Annotated in this window: 15 protein-coding genes and 1 pseudogene; 7 read left to right on the forward strand and 9 right to left on the reverse strand. The window is 63.3% G+C overall.

The features are described from left to right. Positions 1 to 603 (forward strand): zinc-ribbon domain-containing protein, encoded by a 603-nt coding sequence (locus tag M2375_RS21345; protein ID WP_259170270.1) that lies wholly within the window; start codon positions 1 to 3, stop codon positions 601 to 603. Positions 604 to 661: 58 nt separating this feature from the next. Here M2375_RS21345 and M2375_RS21350 read toward each other — a convergent pair whose 3' ends face one another. The 3 genes from M2375_RS21350 to M2375_RS21360 form a co-directional block, all read right to left on the reverse strand. Further along, positions 662 to 1,078, reverse strand: coding sequence for an FKBP-type peptidyl-prolyl cis-trans isomerase (locus M2375_RS21350; protein WP_259170271.1), 417 nt, complete (start codon positions 1,076 to 1,078; stop codon positions 662 to 664). Between the two features lie 81 nt (positions 1,079 to 1,159). Continuing rightward, positions 1,160 to 2,296, reverse strand: a complete 1,137-nt coding sequence (locus tag M2375_RS21355; RefSeq protein ID WP_259170272.1) for an alanine--glyoxylate aminotransferase family protein — start codon at positions 2,294 to 2,296, stop codon at positions 1,160 to 1,162. 100 nt (positions 2,297 to 2,396) lie between these two features. After that, a complete protein-coding gene (locus M2375_RS21360) occupies positions 2,397 to 3,125 on the reverse strand; it encodes a YggS family pyridoxal phosphate-dependent enzyme (protein ID WP_259170273.1) in 729 nt (242 codons plus the stop codon). 83 nt (positions 3,126 to 3,208) lie between these two features. Here M2375_RS21360 and M2375_RS21365 point away from each other — a divergent pair, with 83 nt between their 5' ends. The 4 genes from M2375_RS21365 to M2375_RS21380 all read left to right on the forward strand — a co-directional run bounded on the left by M2375_RS21365 (position 3,209) and on the right by M2375_RS21380 (position 7,184). Continuing rightward, on the forward strand, positions 3,209 to 4,252 hold the full coding sequence (locus M2375_RS21365; protein ID WP_259170274.1) for a type IV pilus twitching motility protein PilT: 1,044 nt from the start codon (positions 3,209 to 3,211) through the stop codon (positions 4,250 to 4,252). Between the two features lie 110 nt (positions 4,253 to 4,362). After that, positions 4,363 to 4,971: a cyclic nucleotide-binding domain-containing protein gene (locus M2375_RS21370; protein ID WP_259170275.1), complete on the forward strand. Its 609-nt coding sequence runs from the start codon at positions 4,363 to 4,365 to the stop codon at positions 4,969 to 4,971. Positions 4,972 to 5,044: 73 nt separating this feature from the next. Beyond that, entirely contained in the window at positions 5,045 to 6,181 is a 1,137-nt protein-coding gene (locus M2375_RS21375; protein WP_259170276.1) for a PilT/PilU family type 4a pilus ATPase, read from the forward strand. 76 nt (positions 6,182 to 6,257) lie between these two features. Further along, positions 6,258 to 7,184, forward strand: a complete 927-nt coding sequence (locus tag M2375_RS21380) for an NAD(P)-dependent oxidoreductase (protein ID WP_259170277.1) — start codon at positions 6,258 to 6,260, stop codon at positions 7,182 to 7,184. A gap of 214 nt (positions 7,185 to 7,398) precedes the next feature. Here the strand turns inward: M2375_RS21380 and M2375_RS21385 are convergent. The 3 genes and pseudogenes from M2375_RS21385 to M2375_RS21395 form a co-directional block, all read right to left on the reverse strand. Next, positions 7,399 to 8,061, reverse strand: a pseudogene (locus tag M2375_RS21385) (BON domain-containing protein); the annotation flags it as partial. Next, entirely contained in the window at positions 8,061 to 8,660 is a 600-nt protein-coding gene (locus M2375_RS21390; protein ID WP_259170278.1) for an SIS domain-containing protein, read from the reverse strand. The gene M2375_RS21390 and the pseudogene M2375_RS21385, both read right to left, overlap by 1 nt. Before the next feature lie 98 nt (positions 8,661 to 8,758). After that, positions 8,759 to 9,142, reverse strand: coding sequence for a YraN family protein (locus M2375_RS21395; protein ID WP_259170303.1), 384 nt, complete (start codon positions 9,140 to 9,142; stop codon positions 8,759 to 8,761). 53 nt (positions 9,143 to 9,195) lie between these two features. On the opposite strand from M2375_RS21395, the gene rsmI reads away from it, so the two are divergent. Continuing rightward, complete coding sequence (gene rsmI, locus M2375_RS21400; RefSeq protein ID WP_259170279.1) at positions 9,196 to 10,128, forward strand: 16S rRNA (cytidine(1402)-2'-O)-methyltransferase; 933 nt, start codon at positions 9,196 to 9,198, stop codon at positions 10,126 to 10,128. Positions 10,129 to 10,153: 25 nt separating this feature from the next. Here rsmI and M2375_RS21405 read toward each other — a convergent pair whose 3' ends face one another. Beyond that, a complete protein-coding gene (locus M2375_RS21405) occupies positions 10,154 to 11,419 on the reverse strand; it encodes an Hsp70 family protein (RefSeq protein WP_259170280.1) in 1,266 nt (421 codons plus the stop codon). A 283-nt stretch (positions 11,420 to 11,702) separates the two neighbouring features. Between M2375_RS21405 and panC the strand changes: the two genes are divergently transcribed. Next, a complete protein-coding gene (gene panC / locus M2375_RS21410; protein ID WP_259170281.1) occupies positions 11,703 to 12,551 on the forward strand; it encodes a pantoate--beta-alanine ligase in 849 nt (282 codons plus the stop codon). A gap of 80 nt (positions 12,552 to 12,631) precedes the next feature. Here panC and M2375_RS21415 read toward each other — a convergent pair whose 3' ends face one another. Together M2375_RS21415 and M2375_RS21420 are read right to left on the reverse strand one after the other, a co-directional pair. Next, positions 12,632 to 12,985: a hypothetical protein gene (locus M2375_RS21415; protein ID WP_259170282.1), complete on the reverse strand. Its 354-nt coding sequence runs from the start codon at positions 12,983 to 12,985 to the stop codon at positions 12,632 to 12,634. A 112-nt stretch (positions 12,986 to 13,097) separates the two neighbouring features. Continuing rightward, a complete protein-coding gene (locus tag M2375_RS21420) occupies positions 13,098 to 13,517 on the reverse strand; it encodes a helix-hairpin-helix domain-containing protein (RefSeq protein WP_259170283.1) in 420 nt (139 codons plus the stop codon). Positions 13,518 to 13,779 lie beyond the last annotated feature (262 nt).

Consider the following 13,779-nt stretch of genomic DNA (forward strand, 5'->3'; position numbering starts at 1 on the left):
ATGAAAAAGAAAAAACGCAGCCAGTCACCCGACCTTGTACCGCACCCGCGCTATGGGAGTGCGCCGATACCATCGAATGTGCAAGGCGTCTCAACAGAGGCCATTTTGCGGGGCCATTGGTCCTATAGGTCCAGGGACATCTTTCCTGAGTCGGTGCTGATGGCTGACACAAGCAAGCAAAATTTCAACGTTTTCCCGCGCGAGTGCTATGTCGACATGCGCAAACTCTGTCGTAGCTGCCAACGCCCCTTCATCTTTTTTGCAGCCGAACAAAAACACTGGTATGAAGTGCTGCAGTTCTACGTAGACGCCGACTGCGTGCATTGCCCCGAATGCCGTGTGCAGCGCATCGCCGCCAAACGCGCGTGTCAACGCTATTCCTCTTTGATTCTGCTTTCCAAGCCCACCCCAGACGAGCTGCAGCAATTGGTAGATGCATCGGTCTTGCTACATGCGCAAGGCACGCTTAAGAGTCGTGATCGCTTGGGCCAGCTCAAAAATGCTGCGCTCCGGCTGATTCCGGATTACCCGGGCACCTTGGCCTTGGTCGAGGCGCTGCGAAACCAGGACGCATTGCCGCCCACTGACGGTAAAGGCAACTAAACAAAAAGCCTCCGCGCCAGCAAGACGCGGAGGCTTTTCAGCTTTTGGGAAGCAGGGTTTACTGGCCCTTGATGCCCAGCAGTTCCACTTCAAAGTTCAAGGTGGCATTGGGCGGGATCACGCCACCGGCGCCACGGGCGCCATAGGCAATCGCCGCAGGGCAAGTCAGCTTGGCCTTGCCGCCCACCTTCATCAGCTGCACGCCTTCGGTCCAGCAGGGGATCACGCCTTGCAGCGGGAACTCGATCGGCTCACCGCGCTTGTAGGAGCTGTCGAACTCCTTGCCGCTGTCGGGGAAGGTGCCTTTGTAGTGCACCTTGACGGTGTCGGTCTTCTTGGGGCTGGCGCCGGTGCCGTCCTTGATGCTTTCAAACACCAGGCCGCTCTGGGTCGTCACGGGCTTGCTCTGGGCCTGGGCAAAACCAGCGGTCAGGGCGATGGCAGCGAACAGGGCGCTGGCGGTCAATGCTTTCATGGCGAAATCCAATCCAATATTTTTCAGAAAAGCCTGCATTTTGCACCCGGATCGCAGGCGCAGCAGGCGTTAAAACACAAGTTAACCCTTGATACCTAAACCATCGAGCGCCTGGCGCAGATGGCCCACGCTGCGTTCGACGTTATGCCATTTGTCGAGGCCAAACAGGCCGATACGGAAGGTCTTGAAGTCCGGCCCTTCGTCGCACATCAGCGGCACGCCGGCAGCGGTTTGCAGGCCCACGCTGGCAAATTTCTTGCTGTTCTGGATCTCGGGATCCGTGGTGTAGCTGACGACCACGCCGGGCGCCTCAAAACCCTTGGCCGCCACGCTCGGAAAGCCCCGGGCCTTGAGCAGTGCGCGTATCTCCTGGCCCAGTTGGGTCTGCTCTTCGCGCAGCTTGTCCAGGCCATAGGCCTCGGCCTCTTGCATGACCTCGCACAGCTTCACCAGCGAATCGGTGGGCATGGTGGCGTGGTAGGCATGCTGGCCCTTCTCGTAGCCTTCGGCAATCTGCATCCACTTCTTCAGGTCGCAAGAGAAGCTGCTGCTCTTGGTGTCTTCAATGGCCTTGCGGGCACGCTCGGAGAGCATCACCATGGCGCAGCAGGGCGGGCCGCTCCAGCCCTTTTGCGGTGCGGTGATCAGCACATCGACACCGGTCTTTTGCATGTCCACCCAGATGGCGCCGCTGGCCACGCAATCGAGCACCATCAGCGCGCCCACCTCATGCGCGGCGGCGCTGATGGTCTGGAGGTAGTCGTCGGGCAGCACAATGCCGCTAGCGGTCTCGACATGCGGGGCAAACACCACCTGGGGCTTGTCCTTGCGGATGGCTGCCGCGACCTCTTCGGCCGGGCAAGGTGCCCAAGGATCCTGGGGGCCCGTGCCTTGGGGGCGGGCCTTGCAGATCACCGCGCTGCCGCCCAGGCCGCCTTCTTCAAAAATCTGGGTCCAGCGGTAGCTGAACCAGCCATTGCGCACAATCAGCACCTTGGCGCGGTTGGCAAACTGGCGGGCCACTGCCTCCATGCCAAAGGTGCCACTGCCCGGCACGATCACCGCCGTGTGGGCGTGGTAGGTGGTTTTGAGGATGCGCAGCACCTCACCCATCACACCAATGAACCGGTGCGACATGTGGTTGAGCGCGCGGTCGGTGTACACCACCGAAAACTCCAACAGGCCATCGGGGTCAACGTCGGGTAGCAATCCTGGCATGGGGTGTCTCCTGTCTATGAATGGGGCGTATCGGGGGGAATGGGGGGCCAGCTTAGCACGCAGCCTGTGCGGCTGCCGCGCTGCCGGTCGCGGTGTTCATTCAGCGCGGGCTGCCGTAGTCGCGCTGGCCAAAGATGCCGCTGCCCACGCGCACCATCGTCGATCCGGCCTGCACGGCGGCCTGCAGATCGGCGGTCATGCCCAGCGAGAGGGTGTCCCACTGCGCCAGCTGCGGCAGGCCCAGCGCGGCGATATCGTCAAACACGGCCTTGACCCGCTGGTGCACGGCCAGCTGCGCGGCAAAGTCGGGCAGCACATCGGGGATGCTCATCACGCCCCGCAGCTGCAGTTGCGGCAGCTGGGCCACCTGCTGCACCAGCGCAGCCACGTCGCCCGGGGCGACGCCGGATTTGGTACTGCCGCCATCCACATTGACCTGGATGCAGATCTGCAGCGGCGGCAGCTGGGCGGGCCGCTGGGCAGACAGGCGCTCGGCCGTCTTGAGCCGGTCCACCGTGTGCACCCAGTCAAAGTTTTCTGCCACCAGGCGGGTCTTGTTGCTCTGGATCGGGCCAATGCAGTGCCAGACCAGGCCCTGGTCCTTCCAGGCATCGTGCTCGGCAAAGTAGCGGATCTTCTCGACCGCTTCCTGGATGTAGTTTTCGCCAAAGGCGCGCTGGCCCGCCTCGGCAGCTTCGGCAATGGCGTCGACCCCAAAGGTCTTGGAGACGGCCAGCAGCTGGACACTGTTGTCAGGCCGACCACAGGCACGGCAGGCGTTGTCGATTTGCAGGCGAACCTGCTGAATTTTTTCGGGAATCGTGCTCATAATGTAAAAATATGCACGGCCTTAGAACGTTTTGAAAACGAGGCCTTGCACGCAAAGCGTACCAAAACAACGAGGGAACTGCCGTGGATATCACCCAATTGCTGGCATTCAGTGTCAAAAACAAAGCGTCTGACTTGCACTTGTCTGCCGGCCTGCCGCCGATGATCCGGGTCCACGGCGATGTGCGCCGCATCAATGTCGATCCACTGGACCACAAGCAAGTCCACGCCATGGTGTACGACATCATGAGCGATGCCCAGCGCAAGCAGTACGAAGAATTCCTGGAAGTCGACTTCTCGTTCGAGATCGAGGGCTTGGCCCGTTTCCGCGTCAACGCCTTCAACCAAAACCGGGGTTCGGGCGCCGTGTTCCGGACCATTCCGAGCAAGATCCTGACCCTGGAGCAGCTCAACGCCCCCAAGATCTTTGCAGAACTGTCGCTCAAGCCGCGCGGCATGGTGCTGGTAACGGGCCCCACCGGCTCGGGCAAGTCCACCACCTTGGCTGCCATGGTCAACTACCTGAACGAAAACGAATACGGCCACATTTTGACCGTGGAAGACCCCATCGAATTCGTGCATGAGTCGAAGAAATGCCTGATCAACCAGCGCGAAGTGGGCCCGCAAACCCTGTCGTTCAACGCCGCGCTGCGCTCGGCACTGCGTGAGGACCCGGACGCGATTCTGGTGGGCGAAATGCGCGACCTGGAAACCATCCGCCTGGCGATGACGGCCGCAGAAACCGGCCACTTGGTGTTTGGCACCTTGCACACCTCCAGCGCCGCCAAGACGGTGGACCGGATCATCGACGTCTTCCCGGCCGAAGAGAAGGAAATGGTGCGCGCCATGCTGTCCGAATCTTTGCAGGCCGTGATCTCCCAGACTTTGTGCAAGACCAAGGACGGCCAGGGCCGGGTCGCCGCGCACGAGATCATGCTGGGCACCCCGGCCATCCGCAATCTGATCCGCGAGGCCAAGGTGGCGCAGATGTACTCGACCATCCAGACCAGCAGCAATATGGGCATGCAGACCCTGGACCAGAACCTGACCGACCTGGTGCGCCGCAATGTGATCAGCCCGGCCGAGGCGCGCAGCAAGGCCAAGACGCCGGAGAACTTCCCGGGTTAACGGCTTATTCATTCGCCAACTGACAAACGGTTGCACGATGGGCACCAGCGGTAATTGCCAGTACCGCTGGCGCCCTTTATGCTTTATGGGATCAAAGGAGACCCTGGGCCATGAACCGCTTGCTTTGCGCGTCCCCGGCAGACGATGCCGCCGAGGCTGATACCGGATTCTTCCTCCATGGCTTCCAGCAGGCCAGCACCACGCAAGTGCCCTATGTGCTGTGGAGCCAGCGCCGCAAGGCCATCCACGCCCAGTTGCTGGCACCTGCCGATCCGGCCACCGCGCTGCGCATGGTCTGGGCCCAGGATGCCGCGCTGTCCCTGCTCCAGTCCCCCTTTATCGACCAGATGGTGCAGTACCTGGAGTTCTACCAGGTGCCGGCCGATCAAACCCTGATCCAGCAAGGTGAGCTGGGCGATTACCTGCTGATTGTGCTGAGCGGCCAGGTACGGGTCGATCGGCAACTGGCCAACGGCCAAACCGTGCACCTGGCCGACACCCACCCCGGCGAGGTGCTGGGCGAAATGTCTCTGTTTGACAGCAGTCCCCGCTTTTCTTCATGCACCACGAGCACCGACTGTGCACTGGCTGTGCTGAAGGCCGATACACTGGACGCCATGATGGAGTTGGATGCGTCCACGGCCGCCTATTTGCTGGCCTTGTTCACGCGCAAACTCTCCACGCGACTGCGGCAGACAAGCGCCCGGATCGAGCCCTGAGCCTCTCAGCCCGGCAGATCCTCCCCGGCAGCTGTTGCAGCAGCAACAATAACGGTGCCCAGAGAGGATTGTCATGGAACGGGATCAGGCCAGTAAGTTCATCAACGACCTGTTGAAGCTGATGGTGCAGCGCAATGGCAGCGATTTGTTCATTACCGCAGACTTTCCGCCGGCCATCAAGATCGATGGCAAGGTCACCAAGGTCTCCAGCCAGCCGCTGTCGCCCACCCACTCCCTGACCCTGGCCCGCTCGATCATGAGCGACAAGCAGGTCGCCGAGTTCGAAAAAACCAAGGAATGCAATTTCGCGATCTCGCCCGCCGGCATCGGGCGCTTTCGGGTCAACGCCTTCATGCAGCAAGGCCATGTGGGCCTGGTGCTGCGGACCATTCCGCTGACCTTGCCCACCATTGACACGCTGGGCGTGCCCCAGGTGCTCAAGGACCTGGCCATGGCCAAGCGCGGTCTGTGCATCATGGTGGGGGCAACCGGTTCGGGCAAATCCACCACCTTGGCGGCCATGGTCGACTGGCGCAACGAGAACTCCTACGGCCACATCATCACCGTCGAAGACCCGGTGGAATTTGTCCACCCGCACAAGAACTGCATCGTCACGCAGCGCGAAGTGGGCCTGGACACCGACACCTGGGAAGCGGCGTTGAAAAACACCTTGCGCCAGGCCCCTGATGTGATCTTGATGGGCGAAATCCGCGACCGCGAGACCATGGAGCACGCGGTGGCCTTTGCCGAAACCGGCCACCTCTGCCTGGCCACGCTTCACGCCAACAGCGCCAACCAGGCGCTGGACCGGATCATCAACTTCTTCCCCGAAGAGCGCCGCGCGCAACTGCTGATGGACCTGTCACTCAACCTGCGCGGCCTGGTCTCGCAGCGCCTTTTGAGCAAGCAGGACAGCAAGGGCCGCGTCGCCGCCGTCGAGGTGATGCTGAACTCGCCGCTGATCTCGGACCTGATCTTCAAGGGCGAGGTCAACGAGATCAAGGAGATCATGAAGAAGAGCCGCAACCTGGGCATGCAGACCTTTGACCAGGCGCTGTTTGACCTGTACGAGGCCAACATGATTACCTACGAAGACGCACTGCGCAACGCCGACTCGGTCAACGACCTGCGCCTGCAGATCAAGCTGGGCAGCCAGCGCGCCAAGCGCAGCGATCTGGCCGAGGGCACGGAGCACCTGACAATCGTTTAAGCTGTCAGCGTTTTGGGTTTTCAGCTACACGGCACCCAGGCCCGCCCTGGGTGCCGCTCTTTTTGGAGTCACCGCAATGGCATCGAGTATTCAAGCGCGCAGCTATGACAGCGTCCCTTCCCTGAACGTCGCCTTTCTGGGCCTGGGCGTCATGGGCTACCCCATGGCAGGCCACCTGGCCCAGTCCGGCCACGCGGTTACCGTCTACAACCGCACGGCGCAAAAAGCGCAAAGCTGGTGCACCGAATTTGCCAGCTCCAAGGCAGCCCGCCATGCAGCCACACCGCGCGAGGCAGCCGCTGGCGCCGACATCGTGTTTTGCTGCGTGGGCAATGACGATGACCTGCGCTCGGTCGTGCTGGGCGCTGATGGCGCACTGGCCGGCATGAAGCCCGGCGCCATCTTTGTCGACCACACCACGGCTTCGGCCGATGTGGCCCGCGAGCTGTACGCCGCCGCCCAGGCCAAGGGCCTGCACTTTATCGATGCCCCCGTCTCGGGTGGCCAGGCCGGTGCGGTCAACGGCCAGCTCACCGTCATGTGCGGCGGGGACGAAGCCGTGTTCAACACCATCAAGCCCGTGGCCATGGCCTTCTCCCGCGCCTGCACCCTGCTGGGCAACAGCGGCGCAGGCCAGCTGGCCAAGATGGTCAACCAGATCTGCATCGCCGGTGTGGTGCAAGGCCTGTCCGAGGCGATTGCCTTTGGCATGAATGCCGGCCTGGACATGGCCCAGGTGCTGGATGTGGTGAGCAAGGGCGCCGCCCAAAGCTGGCAGATGGAGAACCGCGGCAAGACCATGGTGCAGGGCCAGTTCGAATTTGGCTTTGCCGTGGACTGGATGCGCAAGGACCTGGGCCTGGTGCTGGACGAGGCCAAGCGCAATGGCTCGCGCCTGCCGCTGACCGCCCTGGTCGACCAGTTCTACGCCGATGTGCAGCAAGCCGGTGGCAACCGCTGGGATACGTCCAGCCTGATTACCCGCCTGGGCAAGAAGGCCTGATCCCGCCCTTCACACGCAAAAAAGGCCGCATCTGCGGCCTTTTTGCTTGCGGGGGTGGCGATCAGGGCTTGGTCGTGAAACCATCGTTGATCGGCTGCACCGGGGTGGTGTTGACCGGGGAGGTGGTCACGCCGGTAGACACGGGCGCCACCGCAGGGGCTGCCGGGCTGGCAGAAGGCGCGGGAACCACCGTGGCAGGCTGGGTGCTGATGGCCGCAGCGCTGCTGTCGTTCACCACCGGCGCGGCATTGCCGGTGCTGCGGTTGTTGCTCAGCGACTTGAGCTCATCCTCGCTGAGGATCTCAAACACCCGCACCACCTTTTGCACATTGGCCACGCCTCGGGCAATCTCAGCGGCGCGCTTGGATTCGCGCTCTGTCACGCGGCCCATCAGGTAGACCACATTGCGCTCGGTCAGCACCTTGATGGCGCTGGAGCTGAGGTCCTTGGCATCGATGATGCTGGCGCGCACCTTGCCGGTGATGAGGGTATCGCTGGAGCGCTGCGACAGGCTGGAGTTGGCCATCACGGCCACATCGTTGACGACGGACTTCACGTTCTGCGTGGCCTTGGCCGCTTCTTCGGCCTTTTGCTTGACGGCCTCGCTGGGCACCTCGCCAGTCAACAGCACCTGGCGGTTGTAGCTGGTGACATTGATATGCCCGTCGTTGCCCGCACGCTCGCGGATGGCGCTGGCCACCCGCATCTCAATGCTTTCGTCTTCCACCTGGATTCCGGCCGTGCGGCGGTCAATCACCATCACGGTGCCGCCCACTGCGGCGCCGCCGATCACCAGGGGAATGCAACCCGAGACAGCCGCAGCGACCGTTCCAGCCGCTACCAGACACAGGGTCATTCGCTTCCAAGACACAGGCATCATTCCTCTTCTCCTAACAATTGGGTATCGATTCCGTCAATCAGGCAGTGCAGCACCAGCTGGTGCACCTCGCGCACCCGGGTGCTGCGGTCATGCGGCACGCGCATCAGCACATCGGTGTCATTCAGGGCATTGGCCAGCAGGCCGCCCGTGCGGCCGGTCAGCACCACGGTCGACATGTCGCGCTCGTGGGCCGCGTCCACCGCGCCCAGCAGCGCACGGTCATGGCCATCGGCACTGATGACCAGCAATAGATCGCCGGGCTGGCCCAAAGTTCGCACCTGGCGCGCCAGAGAATGCGACAGGCCTTCGGCCGTGAGGCTGCTGCCCAGCTGGGCCTGCGCCAGGGCGCCGTTGTCCAGCACCATCGCGGCCAGCTCGGGGCGCTCGCGCTCCATGCCGCCGACGCACATGGCGGCAAACTGCGCCGCCTGTGCCCAGGACAGGCCATTGCCGCAGCACATCACCTTGTTGCCGCTGGTCACACAGGCGAGCAGCGCGTAGACGGCGCCAGCTACGCTTTCGCTCATCTCCTGTGACACCTGGTAGTGGAGATCGGCGCTATCGATAAAGTGCTGTTGGATGTGTTGCTCTAGCATGGAGGCCCGATGATAACCTTGGCAGGTTTCCCCCTCGGGTCCGGATGATGACTTTTCTTGTCCTGGCCACACGGGGCCGCAAAGACCCACGTCTTCGGTCAGCTGCCTTCCGAGGCATCGAAGGCAGCGCGCAGCCAGACGATGCCCTGCTCGACCAGCACGGCATCAAAACGGCAGGCAGGCTGCTGGCGCTGCGCAGCCAGGTAGTGCCGGGCTGCCAAAATAATGCGCCGCTGCTTGGCAACGCCAATGCTGCCGCCCGCGCCGCCAAAGCCCGCATGCTGGCGCTGGCGCACCTCCACAAACACCACCGTGCCATCGCGCTCCTGCATCACCAGATCGATCTCGCCACCGCCGCGCCCGGGCGTGCGGTAATTGCGCGCCAGCAGGCGCAGCCCCTGTTGTTGGAGATAATGGAGCGCGGCATCTTCTGCCTTCTGGCCAAGCAGCTTGCTGGTTTCCGCTCCCTCGCTGATGGCCATCGGCGCTGCGGCAGGCGGGCTTTGGCCACGCCATTTTTCAAGGATTTTCCACGGTGTCTGCATCTTTCACCTCCGCTTTGCAAGCAGCCCAGGCTGCGGCCGGCACCCAGCACTACCCCGCCTCCACCTTGTATGTGGTGGCCACCCCCATCGGCAACCTGGCCGATATCACCTTGCGTGCGCTGCATGTGCTGGAACTGGTCGATGCCGTCGCCTGCGAAGACACCCGCCACACCCACAGCATGCTACGCGCCTATGGGGTTGGCAAGTCGGGGGGCCAGCTGATTGCGGTGCACCAACACAACGAGGCGGAGGCCGCCGAGCAAGTCATCCACCGCCTGCAGCAGGGCCAGCGCATTGCCTATGTGAGCGATGCCGGCACCCCCGGCGTCAGCGATCCCGGCGCGCGCCTGGCCGCCGCCGTGGCGCGCGCCGGCCTGCGTGTCAGCCCCCTGCCTGGCGCCAGCAGCGTCACCACCCTGGTCAGCGCCGCCGGTGCCGTGGGGGGCGAAGGCGCCAGCAGCGGTTTTGCGTTTATCGGTTTTCTGCCCACCAAAGCCCAGGAGCGCCAGCAGGCGGTTGCGCAGTTGGCGCAAGACCCGCGCACCCTCGTGCTGCTGGAGGCACCCCACCGCATTGCCGACCTGGCCCAGGCGCTGGCCGTGCTGCAAGACCGGCCCATCACCTTGGGCCGCGAGCTGACCAAGCAGTTTGAAGACATCGCCACCATGCCGGCGGCCGATGTGCCCGCTTGGCTGGCCGCCGACCCGCACCGCAGCAAGGGCGAGTTTGCATTGCTGCTGCACCCGCAGGCCGTGCAGTCAGACGGGCTGGGCGAAGCCCACCGGGTGCTGGCCCTGCTGCTGGCCGAGCTGCCGACCAAGACCGCCGTCAAACTGGCCGCCGACATTACCGGCGCGCCCCGCAATGCCTTGTATGACACGGCCCTGGGCTGGAAGCGCGATGCCGAGCAAGGCGATGACTGAGCGCCAATAAACGCGTCTTAGAAAATCACAGCGCCTGGCCGTGCACCAGGCCAGCGGCCACGCCGCCAAACAAGTCGCCCTCGACCTGCGGGGTATCGGGAAAGGCCAGCGCCAACGCCGCGCGCAGCGGCTGCAGCGCCGAGGAGCCGCCCGTCAGGTAGATCGCATCGATCTGCCCTTGCTGCAAGCCGGCAGCCTGCACACAGTCCAGCGCACATTGCGCCACCTGCGCCAGCAAGGCCTGCAGGCACTGCTGCAGATCGGCAGGCCAGACCTCAGGGCTCAGGCCCTGCTCCAGCCAATCGACCTGCAGCTTTTGCACGCTTTGGTGGTTGGACAGGCCGATCTTGGTTTCTTCCACCGCATTGGCCAGGCGGTGGCCCCAGTGCTCTTGCAACAGGCGCAGCAGCCGGTCATGCAAGACCGTATCGCTGTAGTTGCTGCGCAGCGCCTGCACCTCGCGCTGGCGCTGCGGGCTGTACAGCCACTGGATCAGGTGCCAGGTCGACAAGTCATGGAACACCGCGCTGGGCACCTCGCGGCCCCCCGGGCCCATGTGCTGCAGGCCCAGCAGCGGCATGGCAGCGAGCAGGCTCAGGCGCCGGTCAAAATCGGTGCCGCCGATGTGTACGCCGGTGGTGGCCAGAATGTCGCCGCTGCGGTCGGGCTTGTTTTTGCGCGCTGGCCCCAGGCGCACCACGGTGAAGTCCGAGGTACCCCCGCCAATGTCGACCACCAGCACCAGGGCCTCGTCGGCAATGCGCTGCTCGTAGTCCAGTGCCGCGGCAATCGGCTCCAGCTGAAAGCGCACATCCTTGAAGCCGGCCGCCTGCGCCGCATGCAGCAACGCGTTTTGCGCCGCCTGGTCGCGCCCGGCATCCTCGTCGACAAAATGCACCGGCCGGCCCATGACCACGGTCGCGGGCAGGTGCCCGATCTGGCGCTGGGCCGTGGCCGCCAGCTGCTGCACAAACAGCGCCACGATGTCCTGGTAGGCCATGAGCTTGCCATGCACCACCGTTTTTTCCTGCATCAAGGCACTGCCCAGCAGGCTTTTGAGGGAGCGCATCAACCGGCCTTCGGTGCCCTCCAAATAGCGGGCCACCGCATCGCGGCCATAGTGCGTGCGGTGGTCTTCGGTGTTGAAGAACACGGCCGTGGGCATGGCCAGCGATGTGCCCTCGGCCGGCAACAAGCTGGAAGCTCCGGGCGCAGCCAGATCGGGCTTGAACGCCATGGCCGAATTGGAGGTGCCGAAATCGATGCCCAGGATGGAAGATGCAGATGACATAAAGACCAGATCCGACGGGGGAATCGGACGAAAAAAAGCAAAGCGTGTTTGCCCGCGCAAGCCGCAGACAACAAAAGGGAAAAGCCCCTGCACCATGGGTGGTGCAGAGGCCGAAATTCGACAGGCCAGGGGCCGCAGCAGCGGGCCCATGCGCAGATGGAGCGCCAGCGCCTGGAAAATTATAGGCCAAGCGCCTGCCGCGCGTGGCCAGGCGGGCTGCTGCTATGCTGTGCGCTCGCTGCGCCTGCCGCCGCCTTGCAGCCCACAGGACCGGATGCCCACCATGCAAATCACGCACACCATCGCAGAACTTCGACAAGCCCTGGCCGAGCGCGGCCGGCCCGCCTTTGTACCCACCATGGGCAATCTGCACGCAGGCCATATCTCGCTGGTGCACGCGGCCAAGCGCCACGGCGCGGTCACGGTGGCCAGCATCTTCGTCAACCGCCTGCAGTTTTTGCCCACGGAGGACTTCGACAGCTACCCCCGCACCTGGGACAACGACTGCGCCCAGCTGCAGCAGGCGGGCTGCGACATTCTGTTTGCCCCGCGCGAGAAAGACCTCTACCCCGAGCCCCAGCTGTTCAAGGTGCAGCCCGATCCTGCGCTGGCCGATATTTTGGAGGGCGAGTTCCGCCCCGGTTTTTTCACCGGCGTCTGCACCGTCGTGATGAAGCTGTTCAGCTGCGTGTTTGGCAGCACCGGCGGGGGCGCTGCCATCTTTGGCTGGAAGGATTACCAGCAGCTGATGGTCATCCGCCGCATGGTGGCGCAGTTTGCGCTGCCCATCGAGATCATCGGCATGCCCACTGCGCGTGCAGACGACGGCCTGGCGCTCAGCTCGCGCAATGGCTATTTGAGCGCCGCAGAGCGCCAGCAAGCCATGGCCTTGTCACGAGCGCTGCAGGCGCTGGCCGCCGCAGCGCGCCAAGCGCCCGGCAGCCTGGATGATCTGGAAGCCCAGGCCATGCAGTCGCTGCGGGCCCAGGGCTGGGAGCCCGATTACCTGGCAGTGCGCCAGCGCCACAACCTGCTGCCCCCCCAAGCCGATGAACGGGCCAGCGCACCGCTGGTGGTGCTGGGTGCGGCGCGGCTGGGCAGCACGCGGCTCATCGACAACCTGGAGTTTTGAAGCCGGCAGCGTGCAAAGCCTTGGGCCCCGCCTATGGCTGGCTCGGACACAAGCAACAAGCGTTGCCCGTGGTCACGCCACTAGCGAATCTTGCCGCTGCCTGGCGGTTCATAGCGCTGGCCTGCAAAAAAGACCCGCTCTATCTCCCGCAGCGAACCTTCGCCCAGCGAGCGTATTTTCAGCAGGTCCAGGGGATAGGCGGCGCGCAATTGCTCAGGGGTGGTGATGCCGCCGCGCGCGAGCGCACGCACCACAGACACGGGCAGCACGCCATTGAGGGATGAGCCGGAGACAAAGGGGATGGGCGGCAGCGCATGCGATGGGATGTAGGTCTTGCCTTGCATCACCGCTTTCTCAATCTTGCGCAGCCTCAGCAAGCCAATACCCTTGATCGCCAACAAGTCCAGTGGGTAGGCCTTCTGCACGGCCTCCACCGTATGGATCCCACTGCGAGCCAGAATCCGTATCACCTGAAACGGGAGCTTTCCGTCTAAGGGCGTGGAGGGTGGAGAGGCGGAATCATTTGGCATCTTGATGACATCATAGTCATCTTTGCTTTTGCGTTCTTTGGATGGCTTTGCGTGTTTTCATCGGCTCAAAACGCTGACCGTCGAAGAAGATGGCTTCCACGTCGCGCAGGGCCTTGATGCCAAAGCCTGTGATCTCCACCAGCCGCAAGGGGTAGGCGGCCACCAGCTGCTCCACGGTTTTGATCCCATGCCTTCTGAGCGTAAGCAGTATCCGCCGCGTCACCCGCCCTTCGAGGGGCGTACCGTCCAGTTCACCGATATCCAGTGGCTCACGTGCCGGCGGCTCGTACCGCCGCCCCGGGAAAAGGTACTCCTCGATCTGCCTGAACCGCACCGGCCCGAGGTAGTGAATCTTCAAAAGTTTTGCGGGGTACAACTGCTCGACTTGTTCCAACGTTGTAATGTCGTGCCTGGCAAGGAGCTTCCACAAATTCAAGGGCAGCAAGTCCTGAAGTCGTGTCCCAGCCGGGGCAGATGATCTTGGTGAAGGCGTAGTCATTTGTAACTATCGTAGCGCTTAGTCTGGAATAAAAACTGCATCCATGGCGGAGATGAGATTTGTTGACATCTCGGCCGCTGCCGCGCCTCTAAGCCCCTGGGCAAACCCCGAGGACCAGCAACACAATCCTTCATCGCCCTTATCGTCTTCCTACCCGCTGACCTGCGCGCAGCCACCTGCCAGCCTGCGCATACAGCGC

It is taken from the genome of Comamonas sp. BIGb0152, from assembly GCF_024809975.1.
Classification (GTDB): Bacteria; Pseudomonadota; Gammaproteobacteria; order Burkholderiales; family Burkholderiaceae_C; genus Comamonas.

Coding starts and splice junctions, on each gene's coding strand:
- M2375_RS21345 (WP_259170270.1), top strand. CDS start 1: ATGAAAAAGAAAAAACGCAGCCAGTCACCCGACCTTGTACCGCACCCG.
- M2375_RS21350 (WP_259170271.1), bottom strand. CDS start 1,078: ATGAAAGCATTGACCGCCAGCGCCCTGTTCGCTGCCATCGCCCTGACC.
- M2375_RS21355 (WP_259170272.1), bottom strand. CDS start 2,296: ATGCCAGGATTGCTACCCGACGTTGACCCCGATGGCCTGTTGGAGTTT.
- M2375_RS21360 (WP_259170273.1), bottom strand. CDS start 3,125: ATGAGCACGATTCCCGAAAAAATTCAGCAGGTTCGCCTGCAAATCGAC.
- M2375_RS21370 (WP_259170275.1), top strand. CDS start 4,363: ATGAACCGCTTGCTTTGCGCGTCCCCGGCAGACGATGCCGCCGAGGCT.
- M2375_RS21375 (WP_259170276.1), top strand. CDS start 5,045: ATGGAACGGGATCAGGCCAGTAAGTTCATCAACGACCTGTTGAAGCTG.
- M2375_RS21380 (WP_259170277.1), top strand. CDS start 6,258: ATGGCATCGAGTATTCAAGCGCGCAGCTATGACAGCGTCCCTTCCCTG.
- M2375_RS21390 (WP_259170278.1), bottom strand. CDS start 8,660: ATGCTAGAGCAACACATCCAACAGCACTTTATCGATAGCGCCGATCTC.
- M2375_RS21395 (WP_259170303.1), bottom strand. CDS start 9,142: ATGGCCATCAGCGAGGGAGCGGAAACCAGCAAGCTGCTTGGCCAGAAG.
- M2375_RS21405 (WP_259170280.1), bottom strand. CDS start 11,419: ATGTCATCTGCATCTTCCATCCTGGGCATCGATTTCGGCACCTCCAAT.
- panC (WP_259170281.1), top strand. CDS start 11,703: ATGCAAATCACGCACACCATCGCAGAACTTCGACAAGCCCTGGCCGAG.